Annotated in this window: 16 protein-coding genes; 11 read left to right on the top strand and 5 right to left on the bottom strand. The window is 38.0% G+C overall.

The genetic code is table 11. The annotated features are described in order from the left end of the window. From H6F47_RS20825 to H6F47_RS20815, 3 genes are all read right to left on the bottom strand, one after another. Nucleotides 1-320 (bottom strand): helix-turn-helix domain-containing protein (locus tag H6F47_RS20825; protein WP_190650795.1); only part of this gene is annotated, 320 nt, incomplete at its 3' end. A 133-nt stretch (nucleotides 321-453) separates the two neighbouring features. Then, nucleotides 454-708 carry a type II toxin-antitoxin system RelE/ParE family toxin gene (locus tag H6F47_RS20820; RefSeq protein WP_190348640.1) on the bottom strand — a complete coding sequence of 85 codons (255 nt, stop codon included), beginning with the start codon at nucleotides 706-708 and terminating at the stop codon, nucleotides 454-456. An 8-nt stretch (nucleotides 709-716) separates the two neighbouring features. Further along, nucleotides 717-1055, bottom strand: a complete 339-nt coding sequence (locus H6F47_RS20815; RefSeq protein WP_096568190.1) for a type II toxin-antitoxin system Phd/YefM family antitoxin — start codon at nucleotides 1053-1055, stop codon at nucleotides 717-719. A 121-nt stretch (nucleotides 1056-1176) separates the two neighbouring features. Here H6F47_RS20815 and H6F47_RS20810 point away from each other — a divergent pair, with 121 nt between their 5' ends. Next, the gene (locus tag H6F47_RS20810; protein ID WP_190650793.1) at nucleotides 1177-1797 is read left to right on the top strand and encodes a chorismate lyase; all 621 of its coding nucleotides are present in this window, start codon (nucleotides 1177-1179) and stop codon (nucleotides 1795-1797) included. Nucleotides 1798-2099: 302 nt separating this feature from the next. After that, nucleotides 2100-3806: a DUF3352 domain-containing protein gene (locus H6F47_RS20805; RefSeq protein WP_190348639.1), complete on the top strand. Its 1707-nt coding sequence runs from the start codon at nucleotides 2100-2102 to the stop codon at nucleotides 3804-3806. Here H6F47_RS20805 and H6F47_RS20800 read toward each other — a convergent pair. After that, nucleotides 3745-3882, bottom strand: coding sequence for a hypothetical protein (locus tag H6F47_RS20800; protein ID WP_190650791.1), 138 nt, complete (start codon nucleotides 3880-3882; stop codon nucleotides 3745-3747). The two genes, H6F47_RS20805 and H6F47_RS20800, sit on opposite strands and share 62 nt — an antisense overlap. A gap of 511 nt (nucleotides 3883-4393) precedes the next feature. On the opposite strand from H6F47_RS20800, the gene ccsB reads away from it, so the two are divergent. The 9 genes from ccsB to H6F47_RS20755 all read left to right on the top strand — a co-directional run bounded on the left by ccsB (nucleotide 4394) and on the right by H6F47_RS20755 (nucleotide 20112). After that, nucleotides 4394-5437, top strand: a complete 1044-nt coding sequence (ccsB, locus tag H6F47_RS20795; RefSeq protein ID WP_190650789.1) for a c-type cytochrome biogenesis protein CcsB — start codon at nucleotides 4394-4396, stop codon at nucleotides 5435-5437. Between the two features lie 511 nt (nucleotides 5438-5948). Further along, on the top strand, nucleotides 5949-7271 hold the full coding sequence (locus H6F47_RS20790; RefSeq protein WP_190650787.1) for an NB-ARC domain-containing protein: 1323 nt from the start codon (nucleotides 5949-5951) through the stop codon (nucleotides 7269-7271). Between the two features lie 17 nt (nucleotides 7272-7288). Further along, on the top strand, nucleotides 7289-8800 hold the full coding sequence (locus tag H6F47_RS20785; RefSeq protein ID WP_190650785.1) for an ABC transporter substrate-binding protein: 1512 nt from the start codon (nucleotides 7289-7291) through the stop codon (nucleotides 8798-8800). A gap of 215 nt (nucleotides 8801-9015) precedes the next feature. Continuing rightward, nucleotides 9016-10035 (top strand): serine/threonine-protein kinase, encoded by a 1020-nt coding sequence (locus H6F47_RS20780; protein WP_190650783.1) that lies wholly within the window; start codon nucleotides 9016-9018, stop codon nucleotides 10033-10035. A 73-nt stretch (nucleotides 10036-10108) separates the two neighbouring features. After that, nucleotides 10109-11098, top strand: coding sequence for a tRNA lysidine(34) synthetase TilS (gene tilS / locus H6F47_RS20775; protein ID WP_096568172.1), 990 nt, complete (start codon nucleotides 10109-10111; stop codon nucleotides 11096-11098). Between the two features lie 279 nt (nucleotides 11099-11377). Then, a complete protein-coding gene (locus H6F47_RS20770; RefSeq protein WP_190650781.1) occupies nucleotides 11378-11701 on the top strand; it encodes a response regulator in 324 nt (107 codons plus the stop codon). Between the two features lie 13 nt (nucleotides 11702-11714). Then, nucleotides 11715-12275, top strand: a complete 561-nt coding sequence (locus H6F47_RS20765; protein ID WP_096568170.1) for a chemotaxis protein CheW — start codon at nucleotides 11715-11717, stop codon at nucleotides 12273-12275. A gap of 16 nt (nucleotides 12276-12291) precedes the next feature. After that, the gene (locus H6F47_RS20760) at nucleotides 12292-15333 is read left to right on the top strand and encodes a methyl-accepting chemotaxis protein (protein WP_190348632.1); all 3042 of its coding nucleotides are present in this window, start codon (nucleotides 12292-12294) and stop codon (nucleotides 15331-15333) included. A 501-nt stretch (nucleotides 15334-15834) separates the two neighbouring features. Then, the gene (locus tag H6F47_RS20755; protein ID WP_242027465.1) at nucleotides 15835-20112 is read left to right on the top strand and encodes a chemotaxis protein CheA; all 4278 of its coding nucleotides are present in this window, start codon (nucleotides 15835-15837) and stop codon (nucleotides 20110-20112) included. A 139-nt stretch (nucleotides 20113-20251) separates the two neighbouring features. On the opposite strand, the gene H6F47_RS20750 is transcribed toward H6F47_RS20755, so the two are convergent. Further along, on the bottom strand, nucleotides 20252-20978 hold a 727-nt coding region (locus H6F47_RS20750; RefSeq protein WP_190650779.1), incomplete at its 5' end, for an RNA-guided endonuclease TnpB family protein.

Here is a 20978-nt window from a genome sequence, read left to right as displayed (position 1 = left end):
TTTTTCCCTTTCTTTTTGAAGTTGGGATATTTAGACTGTCCTTTAAAAAATCTCTGGAAAGCCTCACCTAAACTATCAAAGGCGTATTGAGTGATTTTCTGGCAAATACCCTTTTCTTTAATCCATGCCAATTCAGGTTTTACATGATTATTAAAGAATTTTTTGAGGATGTATTTGTTTGGCTTTAATCCATCTTTATGCAAAGAAGCCCAAGTAGCTAAACCCCAATTATAGGTAAACCTTGCTATACCAGCGTGTTTAGCCATTAATATTTCTTGAGTTTTATTTAACTTGAGTTTTGTTTTGATGGATAAAAGCATTTGCTGATGTCAACACTATACTTTATTATTTAATTCTGACACATTTTGCCTAATTTTTTAGTCAACTTATTCCATGTATACGTCAAATACTTGTAGTTTTGTATACATTTATATAGGTTTGTCTAGTAAATTGTCAACTTAGGACAAGCTCAATCCCATCATCAATTTTTGTGTAAAATACGATGTACGGTTTAACAGGAAAGCTTCTGAGTTCTGGCAACAAATCATCTCTGCTTCTACCCATGCCAGGAAATTTAGCTAACTTTGGGAAGCAATTGAGAATTTTAGCGATTTCTGTATCTACTGCGATTTGATTATTTTGGGCAATATAAACCCATATATCTTCTAAATCTTGTTCAGCTAGTTTGGAAAGTCTGTAGCTATTCATGTAACTCTTTATTTACCTAGCTGATCCTGTCCTCTTGCTTTAATCTTTTCCAGCAAATGGGGTAAAGACTCATCGTTATATTCGCTGTATTCTCCATTTTTTAACTGTTCCGCACCTAAAGCTACATCCCGTTTCAATGCTTCAAACTTTAGCTTTTGCAATTCTGACTCTGCAAGCTGTAAACGTTCTTGAGTTTGTTGAAAACTAGCCACATCTTGAATGACAATTTCTGCTTTACCGTTAACAGTGAGAACGAGAGGAGATTTTGTAGCTTTGATGTGTTCGATAAACTGTTTGACGTTGCGTTTGAAGTCTGTGAGTGGGTGAATATTTTCTAGGTTAATCATAAAATATCGTATTTAATTCAGTCTTTTTTCCATATTGTATATGCTGAAATCAGGATTTACGCAACTGACATAATTCTCTGATTGTGCTTTTATAGAGATAGGTGAAGTTTTGTAAATAAAATTGACTACTATAGTTACGCCCACAACCACTACACTGCCAACCGCTTGGCATCGTTTAAAACCTATTTGGCAAGGTGAAGGAGAGGAAATTCAAAAAGGTTTACCTCACACTCAGTTAGCACCTGCTTGGCAATTACTACTTTTAGGTGATGGTTCTCCAACCAGACATTTACAATTACTCACTTGTGAACCCACAGAAGTAGACGTAATAGATATGTCTTTAATTGGCAATATTTCAGATAACGCCCCTAGCTTAATTGAAGCCGTACCAGGTCCAAGACTGCGGCGACAGGTATGGCTGCGGACTGCTTCCGGTAAAAGATTGGGTTATGCTACTTCTTGGTGGGAAGCGAGTCATGTAGATGAATTTTTGCAAAATCGGTCTTTACCAATTTGGGCAAGTTTAGCCCGTATCCGTACAGAATTGTATAGAGATATTCGCGGAATTTATTGTGGTTACTCAGAAGCCTTAGAGTTAGGATTTGAGCAAGCTGGACCATTTTGGGGTCGCCATTATTTGTTTTGGCATCATGGACAGCCTCTCACCCTAATTTATGAAGTTTTTTCACCCCACTTAGCTAAATATTTAGGTCAGACACAGTTGAGTAGTAGTAATGATTAAATTAGGATCAAACAACTAACGGAGAACCAATCATTTGTAGTCAGGATATAACTATCCCACCGTATTGGAATGACATCTCACTCAAGATGCAAATTAATTTCAACAAGATTCCATTGGGAATTTGACAAAACAAGTTCAATAAAATATCTATCAACAATAACTTACTGTTTTTCTTCTCGTTAACAATAAGATTCCCCACTTCTTAAAGAATTAGGTAATCTGAGCGAGATTAAATGAGCTTGGTTTGATTCAAAACATCAAATCAGTAATTTGTTCGCAATTATTTATAGGTATAACTTGTAATGGCACTACCTATTGTGTCTAGTGTGATCAAGAAAAAAAAGAAACCATCTTTAATCGTAACCCTGTCAACTGCTGGGTTATTGATTGGTGCTGGAAGTGCTGCATATTGGTTTTTCACCCAAGGACAACCATTATCTAGAAATTTGCCAGTGGGTGCAAATATTATTCCTCAAGATGCTTTGTTTGCAGTTTCCTTGACAACAGATACTCAACAATGGAAAAAGTTAAGGGAGTTTGGGACACCAGAAACTCAAAAAGCACTGGATAAAAATTTAATCAAGTTGCAACAACGCTTGTTAACTAACAATGGTTATAACTTCGAGAAAGATATTCAACCCTGGGTAGGGGATGAAGTTACGATCGCTGTTTTAGCTCCTTCATTAGAGAATAAAACATCTAAACAAGTAGCCACTGATGCTGAGATTTATGAACAGTCAATGGTGATGATTTTACCAATCAAAAATCCCGAAACTGCCAAAAGTATTTTGGCACAACCTAAATCATTGAAACAAGGTAAATGGATTGAGCGCACTTATCAAGGCATCACGATTAAACAAACCCAAGAACAAGCTGGACAAAAGCTTTCGGCTGCATTAATAGATCAGCATTTTATCGTGATTACAGATAATGCTAAAACCACAGAAAGAACAATTGATGCCTATAAAAATCAAGCTTCTTTGGCAACATTAGAAGGCTTTGCCACAAACTTCTCAAAAACAAGCAGTTATAAACCTTTTGCTCAATTTTATATCAATGTACCAATAGCTGCCAAAATAGCAGCAGCGGCTCCTAATCGACGTTTACCCGCTCAGGTACTGACGCAACTTCAAAATAACCAAGGTGTGGCGGGAAATATTACCTTAGAACCACAAGGAATTAGGTTAAAGGGGGTTTCTTGGTTAAACCCCAATAGTAAGCGCGTGCTGGCAGTAGAAAATAAAGCTGGCAGTATGCAAAATCGCCTTCCCAGCGAAACTTTAATGATGTTGACTGGCAGTAACTTACAGCGTTTGTGGACAGACTATGTTTCTACTTCTAAAGGAAATCCTTTGTCACCTATCAAGCCGGAAAAACTGCGACAGAGTGTAAAATCTTTGACAAATTTGGATTTAGAAAAAGATTTACTCAGTTGGATGAAAGGGGAATTTTCAGTTGCTGTAATTCCTAATACGCCAAAAGATGCAGCACCTGATAATTTTCGGGCTGGTTTAGTGTTTATGATTAAGGCTAGTGATGCTCAGGGAAATTTACGCCAATCTGCGGAAACTGCTTTACAAAATCTCGATGAAGTAGTGAAAAATCAATATCAGTTTAAAGTCGAGCCTGGTACTGTGGCGGGTAAACCTGTTGTGAACTGGATTTCACCTTTTGGGACTTTAACTGCTACTCATGGTTGGTTAGATGAAGATGTGCTTTTCTTCGTTTTGGGCGCTCCTGTCAGTGATACAATTGTTCCTAAACCCAACAACACACTAGCCAGCACTCGCCCTTTTCAACAAACAGTTCCCTCTGAACTTAATCCACCCAAAGGACAATTTTTCTTAGATATGGAACGGGCGGTTAAAAGTTTTACTTTCAATACTGCATCTCCCAGTCAACAAGCATTACTAGCAGCAATACACACTGTTGGGGTGACAACTGCTGTCAAAGATAATCGTAGTCAACAATATGACATTTTTCTGGAACTGAAAAAGGGTGATAGGTGACTGGGGACTGGGGACTGGGGACTGGGGACTGGGGACTGGGGACTGGGGACTGGGTAATCAATTTTATGTTTCCCAATGAACTGTCAACTATCAACTGTCAACTATCAACTATCAACTATCACCAAAACTAGATAGGATCAAATCAGGATAGTTGGAATGCTTTCAGTACAAAGTATCAGAGTTTGAGTTAAATTAATTCTCTAACTGGAACTGATAACTAACGTAAGTTGCTAGTTATGCAAGAAAGGCTCTCAAATAGAAGTGAAAAGGAGAAATATACAGGAAAAAACCAGGGAATACCATCATAATTGATTCTTTATCCTGACTCCTGTACGGGCGAAGTAGGGGCGAAGTAGGGGCGAAGCCTGCCTGTCGGCAGACAGGCATTCGGAAAATAGCCTTTTCATAAAATTGATCATTGGTCGGACGAATGCTTCGCCCTTACAGGAAAATAGGCTGTGACAAAAATTGATCGATCATTGGTCGGCCGAATGCTTCGCCCCTACGACTCCTATTCTTAACTAGCAACTTGGGTTAAATAACTGATAACTGATAACTGATCACTGATTTACTGGAGAGAATTGTTTATGAATCTGGTTGTACTCCAGAACTGGCTAGATAATGCCTCCTTTGCTGTTTTGTTCTGCACTATGCTGGTGTATTGGGTGGGGGCGGCTTTTCCGAGTTTATCGGTGACTGCGGCTTTGGGGACGGCTGGAATGGCGATCGCTAATTTGTGTATTGCTACTCTTTTAGGGGCAAGATGGATTGAAGCTGGTTATTTCCCTCTCAGCAATCTTTATGAGTCTCTATTTTTCCTCACTTGGGGAATTACTGCTGTCCATCTCATTGCTGAAAATACGAGTCGTAGCAAGTTAGTGGGGGTTGTAACTGCTCCTGTAGCGATGGGAATTACAGCTTTTGCTACTTTAACCTTACCTTCAGAAATGCAGGTTTCTGAACCTTTAGTACCGGCTTTAAAGTCGAATTGGTTGATGATGCACGTCAGTGTGATGATGTTGAGTTATTCGGCTTTGATGGTGGGTTCTTTGTTGGCGATCGCTTTCTTAATTGTCACTCGCGGCCAAAACATTCAATTACAAGGAAGTTCTTTTGGTAATGGTGGTTATCGCACCAATGGTTACAAACTCATCAAGGCTGAAGAATTAGTCACAGAAACCCTAACTCCTACATCGGAAAATAATGGTTTTTCCCGGTTGGAAAGTAATAACAATGGGAATGGTACTGCTGTTTTAGATGCGGTAAAAATTACCTCTGTTGCTACTGCGGAAATTCTTTCTCCTCAACGTCTTACCCTAGCAGAAACCCTAGATAATATTAGTTATCGCGTTATTGGTTTGGGTTTTCCCCTACTCACAATTGGTATTATAGCCGGTGGTGTTTGGGCTAATGAAGCTTGGGGTTCTTATTGGAGTTGGGACCCAAAGGAAACTTGGGCTTTAATTACTTGGTTAGTTTTTGCTGCTTATCTTCATGCGAGAATTACTCGCGGTTGGCAAGGTAGAAAACCGGCAATTTTAGCTGCTGGTGGTTTTGTTGTAGTTTGGATTTGTTATTTAGGTGTGAATCTTTTGGGTAAAGGTTTACATTCCTACGGTTGGTTTTTCTAGTTTTAGCTGTCAGCAGTCAGCTTTCAGCTTTTGAGGTTTTGATCATTAATTCCTCCTTTCTGTTGAGAGGGGGAATCTTTTTTGATCTCACGCAGAGGCGCAGAGGCGCAAAGATACAAAGAAAAATTAAGGAGAAGTTATAACGTATAATATTCTTGAATATACTTGGTTTGATGAATTTCAAGGTAATATCTGTGAGTCATCAATTTGCAATGAATTGTATAGAAATTTACCCAATATTGCTGATCTACTATAGTTTCAACGATACCAGTAAAACTTCTCTTTGTTCTAACTAGCTTTAGTTCCTGAATGAGTATTGAGCAACCACAACAACCTCTTTTTTTGTCCTTACACAAAAAAGTATCTCATCACTATATGTAATTGTCATCACTAACTAATTATCAGTATTTAAGCTCATAAAACTAATAAAACTAATAAAGTTAATAAATTTAATAAAGTTAGTGCAAATTAAGATACAATCCACAATACGAGCTTGAAAGAAAACTGGACTATGGATGGGAAAGAGTTAATCAAACTATTTAAAGATTGGGTAAAGCGGGAAAAAGAACAAGATTTAGATTTAGATCCTTGTGAAGAAGCAATTCTGGAATATTCTCTGCACGGTGAACCATACAAAAAGATGAAAATTCCCAATTATGCTCCCAGTACCATCATGATTATTAAAGGTCCCCAATTATTCAAGAAACTGGGTGATACCATAGGAACAGATATAAATAAAAAAAATTGTCGGTTAGTGCTAGACGAACTTTTAAAAAAAAAGAAAGAACTTGTCACAGAAGAGAACACTAAGCACATATCACAGATAAATTCACAGATAAATTCACAGATAAATTCACATATAAATTCACATATAAATTTGCTGGAAGCACCAGATGTAAGTGATTTTTATGGACGACAACAAGAACTGTCTGATTTACAAAAATGGATAGTTACCGAAAACTGTCGTGTGGTAGGTGTTTTGGGGATAAATGGGATTGGTAAATCTGCGCTAGTGAGGGAGTTAGTTGAAAAGGTTAAAAATGATTTTGATTATGTGATTTGGAAGAGTCTTGAATATTCCCCTTCCTTAGCAGAAATTTTAACTGATATAGAGTGCTATTTGGCAACAAATAATCCAGAAGCAAATATAAATAGAAGAATTACAAATCTGATTAATTTATTAAATCAGCATCATTGTTTATTAATATTTGATCAATGGGAAGGAGTGATGGGAAATAGTGAATTACCGGAAAATTATGATTTATTACTAAGAAAAATTGGAGATTTAGCACATAATAGCTGCTTGGTTTTTACCAGTATACAAAGACCAAGAGTAATGAATTTATTTGTCAATAGACAACAAATTAAGGAACTTTCATTATGCGGTTTACAAATTCAAGATGCTAAAAACCTATTGACAGATTTGGGAATTGTCAATTCAGGAATAGAACAACTAATTGACACATACAAAGGACATCCATTAGCTTTAATTCTGGCTTCTGAACCAATTAAAAATATTCACGATGGACAAATTTATGAATTTTTGGAAGGAACAATTTATATACCTGATGTGATCATGGGATTACTTGATAAACTTTTTTTTAATTTAACAAACTTAGAAATTCAAATTATGCAACAATTAGCGATAGCGACAGAACCACTATTAATTGCTCAAATATCTCAAATTTTCCCCTTTAAAGGAGAAATTAGTCAAGCGATAGATAATTTATGGCAAGTGCGTTTGCTTGAAAAGGCTGATATATTAGCAGGAGGTAAAATTCTTTGGGTTCTGAATCCTTTAATTAAAAAATATATTAAAAGACGTTATAACTGATTGTAAAGGTTGATTACATGAAAAAAATCCGCAAAAACTTCCGTCAATACACCATCAGGGCTAAAATAACATTTTTAATCTTGATATTAAGTTTTACTGTTTGGGGATATTGGATTATTCATCCTCAAGATAATTTATTTATTGGGTTATATAATTATTATTTTTATAATACTTGGTGTAACAACTTTAAATTATCTGACAATTTATCTTGTGGTGAGGAAAGTTTATTTACACAAGAGAAATTTTCATATTTTCATGCAGGTAACTGGCAAAAAGCTGTTAATTATTTTACTCAAAAGAGAAATACAGATCCAAATAACCCGGAAATTTTGATCTACCTTAATAATGCCAAATTGATGCAACAGGAAAAAATCACTAGTGAAAAAAGTTACACTATTGCTGTGGCAGTTCCTATTAATGGAAACTCTGAAGGTATAGCAAAAGCTCTGTTAAGAGGTGCTGCACAAGTTCAGGAAGAATTTAACAAAAATCCTAAATATCCAGGTCTAAAAATTATCATTGTTAATGATAAAAATAACCCAAACACTGTGAATAAATTAGCTGAAGATATACTCTCTAAAAAAGACATAGTTGCAGTTATTGGACATTATGCCTCTGAACTCACTAAAGCCGCTTTACCAGTTTATCACAAGCATCAAATAGTTTTTATCTCTCCTGCTTCTACTGCTCTGCGATCAGATATTTTAGCTGGTAATACATATCCAGATAATTTTTTCTTTCGCACTGTTAATAGCGTTAAAGTTCAGACTACTCTACTGATTGAAAAATGGCAATTAGCTAAATTAGCTAAGGAAGAAAAAGTAGCTATTTTCTACACACCAAGTAGCACTTATAGCAAATCTGCTTTGGAAGAATTTCGGAAGCAATTGGATGCAAATAAGATAATTGCAATAGATATATCTCAACCTAACTTTATTCCTAATAAGATATTAAATGAAGTTAAAAAACAACGAGCTAAAGCACTTATTCTTATTCCCGATGGTCATGTTAATTCTCTCTCTTTCAAAAATACTTTAAGTATCATTGATGTTAATGAAAATCAATTACCGATGGGAGGACTGTGGGTTTTATATGATCCTCAAATACTCAATCGCAGAAATCTTGTCAAAAATCTTTTAATATTCATTCCTTGGCATCCTTTAACTGCTCCTAATCAGGAGGTTATTACCAAAGCCCAAAACCTTTGGGGAACAGGTAAGATAGATGCTCAAACTGCCATGTCTCATGATGCTACTTTGGTGTTGACAAAAGCTCTGGAAAAACTAAATATCAACGATTCTTTGCAAAAACAAAGATTAGATATACAGCAGCATTTAAGAAGTCTACAGGTTATAGGAGGTGCTTCGGGTACTATTTCTTTTGATCAGGATGGAGATAGGAAAGAAAATATTTCTCAAATAGTCCGTGTTGTACCTACTCAATGTTCTACCTATGGGGCTATGTTTGTACCGATTAACTATAATGTATCAGATTTAAAGTGTCTAGATCAGGAAGCATCCCAATTTTGAAAAAATGACAGCAGCAACACTAAAAAATCTCTTAAACTCTCTTACCTTTGTGTCCTTTGCGCCCTTTGCGGTTCAATCATATCAGTCCCTTGGAACATTTAAGTTCGTTAGATCAAAATAAATTTACACAAATTTACACATTTGGGATGCTCCCATATATAATGCTAAAATCTTAAAATCAACCCATATTTTATTAACCGAAAGGAGAGATAATTATGATCGAACCAGGAGATATTATTAGCAATCGTTATCATGTACTTCAAGAATTAGGAGATGGGAATTTTGGTAAGACCTTTGAGGTAGAAGATAGCTTAATGGGTGATCATAAAGTCATTAAGGTTTTAAGGTTCGGAAATTCTAGCAATCCGAAAGTGGTGGAACTTTTTGAACAAGAATATGATGTATTGAAAAAATTAAATCATCCAGGAATTCCCAAGGTGAAAGTGGATGGTTATCTCAAATTTCGTTGTATTCACACCCAGGAAATTTTACATGGGTTAGTAATGGAGAAAATCGCTGGACAGGATTTAGGTGAATGGCTAAAACAAAATCAAAAAATTCCTAACACCAAACTAGCTATTGAATGGCTAAAACAACTAATTGATATTTTAGATCATGTTCATAGTCAAAACTATTTACATCGGGATATTAAGCCAGATAACATTATGTTAAAACCTGATGGTCAATTAGTATTAATTGATTTTGGGATTGTTAAAGAAGCTACTCAAAAAACTCAAAAGCAAACTATTCCTGGTACACAAATTGGCACACCTGGTTATTGTTCACCAGAACAAGAAAATGGCATAGGGGTAACTTATCAATCTGATTTTTTTTCTTTGGGTCGTACTTTTGTTCATTTACTAACTGGAATTTATCCTGGAAATGGAAACTTGCAACTAGAACCAAGAACTTCAAAGTTATTATGGCGAGATGAAGCTCCAGAAATTTCTGAAGAATTTAAAGATTTAATTGATGATTTAATAGAGCATCAACCACGAGACAGACCAAGAAATACTCAGGAAATTTTACAGGAAATCAAAGAAATTGCAGCAGATAATAAGCCAACTTTATTTCCTGTACCAATTGTTTTTTTAAGTTTTGCTCTCAATCTAGTTTTCTTGACTTTACTAGCTATGGTAAATATATTAACGCTAGGCTGGAAAGTGTTTTTCTTAGTTGTCGTCTGTGTAATTGGTGGGTTTCTCTTTTTACCTTTGATTAAATATTTATTATAATTTGTGATCATTAAACTTATGAATTTCAATCTATCCTTGTCAACTAAAATCATGCACTAGCAGCAACAGAAAAATGAGCTTATGGACTCCTCTCCACGCCCAAATACATCGTACTATCCGCGCTCGTCATTTATTTGAGCGTCACCAAAATCTATTAGTCGCAGTTTCCGGTGGTCAAGATTCTTTGTGCTTAATTAAATTATTATTAGATTTACAACCTAAATGGGGATGGAATCTAGCTATAGCCCATTGTGATCATCGTTGGCGTTCTGACTCTCCAGCTAATGCGGATCATGTCCAAAATTTAGCACAAACTTGGAATATACCTTTTTATTTAGAAACAGCTATAAATCCTGTTAATAGTGAAGCTACAGCTAGAAATTGGCGTTATCAGGTTTTAACGAATATTGCCCAAACATATAATTATCAATATATCATTACTGGACATACAGCCAGCGATCGCGCGGAAACTTTACTCTACAACCTTATGCGCGGTACTGGTGCTGACGGTTTACAAGCTTTAACTTGGCAACGTCCAATGACTGACAATATTACCCTAGTACGTCCACTTTTAGAAGTTACTCGCACCCAAACTGAGCAATTTTGTCAGGATTTTAATTTACCAATTTGGGAAGATTCCACAAATCAAAATTTACAATATGCTCGTAATCGCATACGTAACGAACTTTTACCATATCTCAAGCAAAATTTCAACCCCCAAGTAGAATCTCACCTAGCACAAACAGCAGAACTACTGCAAGCAGAGGTAGAATATCTAGAACAAACAGCCCGTCAATTGCGGTTAGAAGCCTCAGTAAAGGGTGAGAAAGAAGATTTACAACTTAATCGTCATCTTTTAAAAAAACAACCCCTAGCTTTGCAACGTCGGGTGATGCGTCAGGTATTACAGGAAATATTACCTGATGCTCCCAACTTTGAACACATTGAAAAAATCACAGCTTTAATTACAGCACCCAACCGTTCTCAAACTGATCCTTTTCCCGGTGGAGCGATCGCTCAAGTACAAGGTGAGTGGATATGTATAATCAAGAAGCAAGGATGAGTGAGATTTTCATCCTCATCCTTTCTAAGAAGCTAACAAATCCAATTGAGGAATCAAACTTTTAATAGTCTGACGCATCTGGGTAATAGTCTGAAGTTGAGAATCACCACTTTCTTGAACAGTTGATTTTTTCCTAAAAATATATTGATTTTTGTCAATATAAGTATAGTTTTGTCTATGAAATTGTCAACTTAGGACTTGCTCACTTTCTAGCTTTTGCAGTGCTTGGGATTGTTGTTGTCGTTGGGTGTCAATTTGGGCAAGATAGGAATATTATTTATGGCTTGGTACATGAATGAGACACTGTTTGATCTGTTGAGCTTACACCAAGGCAGTTTCATTTTCGATTTAGGGACAGCACTTGTTCCCCAACTCACCAGTTTAGAAATTACGCCTTTGGTCACAAAAATGGCAAAGTACGAACTTTGTCGGCGGTTAAAATCCGATCCCAAAACCCAAAATGTCCCCGTAGTCATCTGTTCTTCCAAAGGAGAAGAATTTGATCGCTACTGGGGAATGAGACAAGGAGCAGACGCTTATATAGCCAAACCGTTTCAACCAACTGAGTTGGTAGGAACAGTCAAACAATTACTGCGAGGATAAGGATGATAACAAAATGGTCAGCAAACCAGACTTTTTAAGTGGCAGCAGTCCAGACCAATTTAGCCCAGAATTACAACTAGAAAGTCCTGATAGCGTTAACGTGGCACAAGCCATAGACCCAAAAGGCGAGTTACATTTAAGATTTTATATTCCTTCACAACAGGAGTTTGCATTACCGGCAACTGGGATCAGGGAAGTCATCGAACTCAGTCCTGATCGGATCACCCCGATTCCTAATACTTCTCCACTGCTTTTGGGTACTCTAAATTTACGAGGTCGATTAATTTGGGTAGCAGATTTAGGTCAATTTCTGGGAGATGCCACTCCATTAAACACGGATAGGTCGGAGATACCAGTAATTGCTATTGAAGATCAAGACACAATAGTAGGCTTAGGAGTAGAACAAATATGTGGTATGGGTTGGCTTGATGTACAGTATCTAATGCCAGCCAATAATGTACCAGATACGATGGCTCCTTTTCTCAGGGGAGAATGGATAGATACTGAAAATAATAAGTATCTAAGATTGATTGATCAAACAGCAATTTTGCGGAGTGCTAGGTGGGCAGGTTGAAGTCGGGAGGGAGGATATGGCAGCAAATATAGATGATCGTAATTCAAAATATCAGCAGGCACTAACAGCCTATACAGAAGGAAATTATAAATTAGCCGCTACTTTAATAGACCAAGCGGTGCATAGTTTACCAGATGAACCCAATTCTCATCTGTTGCGGGGTCACATTTACTATGTTTTGCAGCAGTTCGACATTGCCCAAGCAGAATATGAGCAGGTGTTCCATTTGACAGATGATCAAGAAATTTTAGGTTCTGCAACTAACTACCTAGAAAGTATTAAACAATACTTTGAAGCCTTTGGTGAAGATGAATCCACCGTTGAGACTAATCAACAGAGAAATCATCTGGAGTCTAATGGTCTGGTAATGGATGAAGCAGATTTACTAGATTTAGGAGTTATGAGAGACTTGGATAACGCCAACTTTGATTTGAAATCGTTTGGTGACTATGAAGCATCTCAAGACTCGCTTGAAGATATGTCTTTGAGTAATCCTTTTATAAGTGATTTAGATAGTATTAATCTTGACAAGCTACCAGATAACTCAATAGATTTCGGTCATGATCCTTTTGCATTGGATCAACCATTTTCAGAGTTAGGAGCAACCAGCAATGATGCTGAAGTACTAGAAAATTCCGAGTTGCCACTAACTTTAGATCAACCATTTTCAGAGTTAGGAGCAACCAGCAATGATGCTGAAGCATCAAAAGATTTAGAGTTACCTCCTTTTTGGCAAGAAGGTATTTCATCTGAAGAGAATATTGGAACATCAGTAGAAAATAGTTATTTAACGGATCTGGATGCAAATTCAGAACAGGAAATTTCACTAACCAGTGAAGCGGAGACTAACTCACCATTTTTGGGAAAAATTAATTTATCAGGTGAAAATAATTGGGCAAGTGCGCCTGAATTAATGCTGGAACAAGATTCACCAGACTTTGAAGATATGAAACTGGAGAATTTGAAAGTTGCCAACAATAGTCAGGAAAATATTAATGTAGTCATTGAAGAACATGAAATCAATAATGATTTAAATAGACATGATTTGCCAGACAGTAGTGCAAATACATTTTGGAACCGACCAAATCATTTGAGAGAAAAAAAATCAGAAGAATTTGAACCTGAACTTGACACAAGTACCCAAATTTCATCATCTGTGAACAACAATTTTGCCGATGATGAGCAAGGTATAAATTTGGATACAAAATATCATGCAGATGAATTTGATGATGATCATTTCGATTTAGAGGCATTTGAGTCTGCCTTTGGTTCAGAAAGCTTTACCACTGATGAAGAAGAGAATCCAAATGTGCAGGGAGAAAATTCCCCAAACAATATGGAATTTCTGGGCGATTTTGACGAATTTGATGATTTAGGCAGTATTCCCAGTTTTAACCTCACAGGAGAATCTGAGTATCGAGAAATGAGTGTGTCATCACCAACAAGAGAAAGGTCGAATACTGCTAACAGTAGTTTTTCTCAAGATTTCTCCATGAATTCAGTTGATGATGACGATATTGACAGAAATGAAGAACTATTCACAATTACAGGAGCGCAAGAAGCAGTTCCTGTCTTTACCCAACCAGAAGTTTCTAAACTAGAACCCAATGTCAGTGTTGAACAGGGTCTATTCGGATTTTTTGAAAATGCCTCTTTAGATAAAAAGCAATGGTATATCGCTAGTACAGTGGGTTTGACATCCGCAGTAGTAGCAGCTTTGGTCAGTTTTGGAGCTACCACATTTTCTCCACCAGACCAACGGGAGTCAGTGCGAAATACAGGCTGGGCAATGGCTTTAGCCGCAGGACTGGCAGGTGGGATGACAGCTGGTTTCATGGGAAATCTGACACTCAAACAAATTCGCCGCACAACCAAAGATTTGCAAGCTCAGTTTGATGCTGTGCGAGAAGGGAATCTCAATGCTCAGGCTACCGTCTACTCAGAAGATGAACTAGGGTATCTAGCTACCAGCTTTAATGATATGGCACGGGTAATTTTCATGACCACTAATGAAGCCCAACGGAAAGCGGTGGAACAGGAAGAAGCCAAAGAAAACTTGCAACGCCAAGTGATTCGTCTCTTAGATGATGTGGAAGGGGCAGCAAGAGGAGATTTGACAGTTCAAGCCGAGGTGACAGCCGATGTCTTGGGAGCAGTAGCTGATGCCTTTAACCTGACAATTCAAAACCTGCGGGATATTGTTAAACAGGTAAAAATGGCAGCGAGGGAAGTAACCAAAGGCTCAACCAACTCAGAAACCTTTGCTAGAGCTTTATCAGGGTATGCTTTGCGGCAAGCAGAAGAGTTGGCTGTCACCCTTAATTCCGTACAGGTCATGACCGAATCAATTAAACGGGTAGCAGATGCCGCCAAAGAAGCAGAAGTTGTAGCCCGTGATGCCAGCGTGATCGCAGTGAAGGGGGGAGAGGCGGTAGAAAATACCGTAGCGGGGATTTTGGAAATTCGGGAAACAGTGGCAGAAACTACGCGAAAAGTGAAACGGTTGGCGGAATCTTCGCAAGAAATTAACTCTATCGTTGCTTTGGTTTCCCAGATTGCTTCTCGCACTAACCTATTAGCACTTAACGCCAGTATTGAGGCTGCCAGAGCCGGAGAAGCCGGACGGGGGTTTGCAATTGTTGCCGATGAAGTGCGGCAGTTAGCAGACAAATCTGCCAAGTCTTTGAAAGAAATTGAACAAATCGTCATGCAAATCCAGAGCGATACAGGCTCTGTAATGACAGCGATGGAAGAAGGTACACAACAGGTAATTCAAGGGACAAAACTGGCAGAAGAAGCCAAGCGATCGGTAGAAGACATTATCGAAGTAGCTGGTCATATCGACAGTCTGGTGCGCTCAATTACCGCTGATACCGTAGAACAGACGGAAACTTCTCTGGCTGTGGCTCAGGTGATGCAATCAGTGGAACTCACAGCCCAGGAAACGTCCCAAGAAGCACAACGAGTTTCAGGAGCATTACAACACTTGGTGGGAGTATCCCGCGACTTGATCGCTTCTGTGGAAAGCTTCCGAGTGGAAACTATTGAATCTAGGTAAAGGGAGTGTTTAATTTTGGATTTGAGATTTTTTCATCCAAGATCCCAAATCCTAAATTCAACATTCAGCCTTATTCCTGCATTAATGGTCAGGATTCAGAATACAAAATACAGAATAAATAAGACTTTGAACATCCTAATTGATATGTTTTCTAAAATCTCTAATCTGTTAATTCCTGAGCAAGATAATACTCCTGACTCCTGACTCCTGTAAGGGTGTTCGCGAAGCGTGCTGGAAGCATCAGCATTCGGGCGAACAATTATTAATTTTTATCACAGGTTATTTTCCTGTAAGGGCGAAGCATTCGGGCGAACAATTATCAATTTGATGAAAAGGTTATTTTCCTGTAAGGGCGAAGCATTCGGGCGAACAATTATTAATTTTTATCACAGGTTATTTTCCGAATGCTTCGCCCCTACTTCGCTCCTACTTCGCCCCTACGACTCCTGACTCCTGAATTCTTCTCATTAATCGTTCATCCTTTATTCTTCATCCTTGTTTATGCAGCTGGAACAACAACAACGGATATTGGGTTACTTCATCGAAGAAGCCAGAGACCACCTGAACACCATTGAACAGGGGTTACTGAACCTACAAGAAACCCTTAATGACCCAGAAATGATCAACGAAGTCTTCCGCGCTGCTCACTCCATTAAAGGCGGGGCAGCTATGCTGGGATTGACCAGTATTCAGCATACGTCTCACAGGCTGGAAGATAGTTTTAAAGTTCTTAAAGAGCAACGAGTTGAGGTTGACCAAAAACTAGAGTCTTTGTTTCTGAGTGTCTCTGATACTTTAAAAGCTTTGTTGGATAATTTGGGTAGTCCCTTTGGTCTGTCAGAGGAAACTGCAAATACTTTGATGTCCGAAACTGAACCGCTGTTTGCAGAACTAAATCAGCATCTAGAAAAACTTTTACAATCAGGAAATATTAACACCCCCATTGCTGTATCTGCACCGACACCACCACCAAAACAGGAAGTTGTACCTCCAGTAAGTACCCAAAAACCGCCAGTAGTCAGCCAAAATAATTGGTCAGATTTTCAAAGTCAAGTCCTACAATCCCTGCGGGAAATGCTGCAACTTTTTAAACAAAGCAGCACACCTTCATCTAGGGAAAATTTACAGTCATGCTGTCAGCAATTATTTAAACTTGGTGAAAAATTTAATTTGCCTAATTGGTCTAAATTGTGTCAATCTGCCAATAATGCGATCGCCAATCCTGATAATAGTTATCTCACTTTAGCCAAAATTATTATTACCGAAATCAAACAAGCTCAAGAATTAGTTATTCACGGTAAAGAAGCAGAAATAACCATTGGTCAAGAATTAGAAGCACTGGAGCTAATTTCAGAACTGGAGTTGTTAGAACTAAATTGGGCAGAGGAAAAACCACAGCCAATCACAGATGCTAACGATACACTAGAAATACAAGAATTACATACAGATAATGTACTGGATAGCAGCGCAATTGTTGAACCAATAGAAGAATTTGACATAGCAGCAGATACAAGCATTCAAGACTTTGATAGTTTGCCAGAAATCGCTAGGGATGACACAGATGTAAATGCTTTTAGTCTCAATTCCTTGTTCACTGAAAACGATGACGAAATACTCAACTTCAGTGGTGATGTTACTAACTTAAATGGACTAGAAGTAGGCATTGCTGAGTTCAATACTCTAGAAGATTTATTTCAAGGTGAGTCTCCCGATTTTGAAAGATGGGAACAAGAACAAATACCAGACACTACCATCAATCAATTAAGAACTGGTGATACTCAGGTTGAAGATAGTGATATTCCTGTAATCTTGAAATCAGAAAATCATGCACCATTAGCATTTGATCAAGAGGAATTAACTCAACCAGAATCTACGGTAGAAGAAAACAGTTTTGATGACTTATTAACAACTACAACTACTGATTTTCTAGAGGAACTGACTGTTGAAGAACCTACATCAGAACACATACCGTCTCAACCAGAAAGTTTGTCTTTAGATTTGTTTGGTGAAATTGAAACAGATACAACAGCCACAACAAATGATTTAGAAATTGATGATTTATTGCCTTTAAATCTCAATACAAAAGCAGAAATTTCTGCCGCTGCACCTGAATATGATCTTAATAGCTTCTGGACAGAAATGGATTCAGAACCAGCACAGTTAAATGCTGCTGAATTAGAACAGGATGTGGCTAAGGAATTAGAAGAAAGTTTATTTGCAGGTTTTGGGGAAACTGTAGCTGATAGTCAGCAGTCATCTAACCTCAACTTTTATTTAGCAGACTTTGATTTGACTGAAAACCAACAACAAGAGATAGGAGATTCCTGGTTGACATCTGGTGGAGATGATTTATTTGCTGATTTAGCAAATTCTCCTTCCACTTCTCCCACAGCAGATAATAATCAGGTGTTATTTCCGGAAATTGATAGCTTCTCCCAACAACCAGCAGCAATGAATTTGATGGCGGAATTTACCGTTCCATCTGCTCAGACAAATGCTGATTTGGAATTGGATATATTTGCTGGTTTTGATGACAACAGTAATGAGGATGTATCACTTTCCTGGGAGAAGATCACAGTAATTCAGTCAATTGAAGATCACCAGGAAACCACAAAGACAGCGATCAATGATCGCAATCTTAGTCAGGAAAAACAGCCAGAGGTATTAGAGCAGGATATAAGTGAAAATCTGGGGATAGATATTGATCTTTCCTTAGATGTTGATTTGCCAGAATTGGCTTTAGAACAAGAATTAGAACAAGAAGAAATTACAACAGATTTATTTGCTCAAACGCCTCTAAGGCTACCTCTAATACTAGAAGCAGCAAATTCTCAACTATTAAAGTTAGAAACCACAACCACAAATACTGCGGAAAATGTAGTAGATGAACTGGCAGAATTAGAAGTATTCAATACTTCAGAAAATGCAGTAGATGAATTTGCAGAGTTAGAAGCATTACTCGATGAAGAAGAATTAGAAACACCCAATCCAAACTCCATTCCAGACGCAGATTTTGCGGCTTTAGAAGCATTACTGGGTACAGATAATGCTTCAGCAACAGAGATACCACAAACGCCACCAAAACCGAGTTCACCTGTAGCTGCAAAAGCTAAAAATATAGCTGTGTCTTCAGACATACCAGATGAATTTAAAGATTTGGAGGAATTACTTCAAGAAGCAGATCAAACAATTAACTCATCAGGAAGAGGGATAAACTCAAATACTAGCAAAGTGCCACGTCAGGCTACTCGTCGTGTTCGAGAAGAAAGCATGAAAATTCCAGTCAAGCAACTGGATGAAATGAGCAACTTAGTTGGGGAGTTGGTGGTTAATCGCAATACCTTAGAACAGGATCATGAGCGTCTGCGACAATCATTAGATAACTTATTGATTCAAATTCAACATCTTTCCGATGTGGGCGCAAGAATGCAAGAATTATACGAGCGATCGCTCTTGGAAGCTTCACTATTGAAGAGTCGCAGAGCCAGAGAAAAAGGTTACAACAGTTCCAATGATCGGGGTTTTGCCTCCGAAGAAATGGACGAGTTTACCGAATTTCACCTACTTGCTCAAGAAACTATAGAATACATTGTGAGAGTTCGGGAGTCAGCCAGCGACATTGACTTTGTTACCGAAGAAACTGAACGAGTAGCACTACAGTTCCGCCAAGTCACCAGCCAACTACAAGAAGGAATAACTAAAGCGCGAATGGTGCCTTTTGCTCAATCTGTTGATCGGTTGCGTCGAGAGGTGCGGGATAACGGCATCAAATATGGAAAACAAGTAGAACTGATGACAGAAGGGGTAAATACATTAGTTGACAAGATGATTTTGGATCATCTGACAGATCCCCTCACCCATATGCTCAATAATGCGATCTCTCACGGTATTGAAACTCCAGAAGTTCGCACAGCTGCGGGTAAATCACCTGTGGGAACAATCAAGATCCGCGCTTTCCACCAAGGTAATCAAACTGTAATTGCTGTCAGTGATGACGGTGCCGGTATTGATCACGAAAAGGTAAAACAGAAGGCACTGCAAAAAGGTGTGATTACACCAGAAGAAGCAAAAACCATATCTCGCCAAGAAGCTTATGAACTTTTGTTTCTGCCCAATTTCAGCACAGCCGATCAAGTTGATGATATCAAAGGTCGGGGTGTGGGTATGAACGTAGTTCAAACTGATATTAACGAAATTCGTGGTACTGTCACCACTGATTCGGTACTAGGTAAAGGAACTACCTTTACTATTCGCCTACCACTCACCCTGAGTATTTGTAAAGCTCTCTGCTGTATTTCCAACAAGTCAAGAATTGCTTTCCCAATGGATGGCGTGGAAGACACATTAGATATACCCGTTACAGATGTTCAGAAAGATGCGGATGGACAATCATTTATTTGGTGGCGGGAAACAGTCCTACCCTTCCGAACTTTACAGGAAATTTTGGTTTTCAATCGTCATATTGCTCGCGGTAACGTCTATAGCAACACGCGAGAAGATGACACAATTTCTGTGGTTGTTTTGCGCTCAGGTAATACAATGGTCGCTATCCAGATTGACCAAGTGTTGGGTGAACAGGAAATTTTCATTAAGCAATTTGAAGGACCGGCACCTAAACCCATTGGTGTGGCTGGTGCTACAGTTCTCGGTGATGGTCGCATTATGCCTATTGCCGACGTTTTAGAAATTATTGACATCTTCCAAGGTAAGATGTCTAAACAAATTGGTGGTGGCTCTTGGCAACGAAGAACGGCTCTTCCTGTAACGCTCCAGAGGTGAAGATTGATCCGACAGTGTTAATTGTCGATGACTCTATTACTGTCCGGGAATTACTTTCTGCTATATAAAACCTAGACAAAACTAGACTTTACTTTCTACTTCAACGGGAGCATGGGAGCAGTTATCCCTCGGTAGACTTTCACGCTTTAGCCAAACGCGATAAATTAATTGCAGCGTTTAGATCCCTATCTATCTCAAAACCACAGTTCTCACAGCAATAAATTCTTTCGGATAAAGAAAGATTTTCTTTTTTATGCCCACATCGAGAACAGGTTTTACTTGATGGATAAAATCTATCAGCAATTATAATTTCACAACCAAACTTTTTAGCTTTATATTCTAGCTGACGCTTAAACTCATGAAACCCACAATCAGCTATTGCTTGGGCTAATTTATGGTTTGATAACATCCCTGAAACATTCAAATCTTCTACTACTATCTTCGCGTGGTTTTTGCATAAGTAAGTAGTGATTTTGTGAAGAGTATCTTTTCTCAGGTTTGCTATTCTCGCATGATGTCTAGCTAGTTTAATTTTGGCTTTATGCTTATTGCTTGAACATGAAGCCTTTTTAGAGTAGATATTAGATAATCTTTGCAGTTTAGCTAAGTTCTGTTTGTAGTGTTTAGGATTAGCAAAAGTAATACCAGTGCTAAGAATAGCTAGTTCCTTTACTCCCAAATCAACACCAACAGCATCATGTTTTTTAATAGTTGGTCGACATTCTTGTTCATAAGAAAAAGCTATGTACCAGCTATCAGCAGTCCTAGAAATAGTAATACTTTTGCAGGTGGTATGAGGTAATCCTTCATAAGTTTTTACCCATCCAATTGTTGGTAGTTTTATTGATGTGCCACCTACAGGAATT

The organism is Sphaerospermopsis sp. FACHB-1094 (assembly GCF_014696195.1).
GTDB lineage: Bacteria > Cyanobacteriota > Cyanobacteriia > Cyanobacteriales > Nostocaceae > Sphaerospermopsis > Sphaerospermopsis kisseleviana.
Note: the sequence above shows the minus strand (reverse complement) of the source record. Positions and strands in the feature narration are given on the sequence as shown.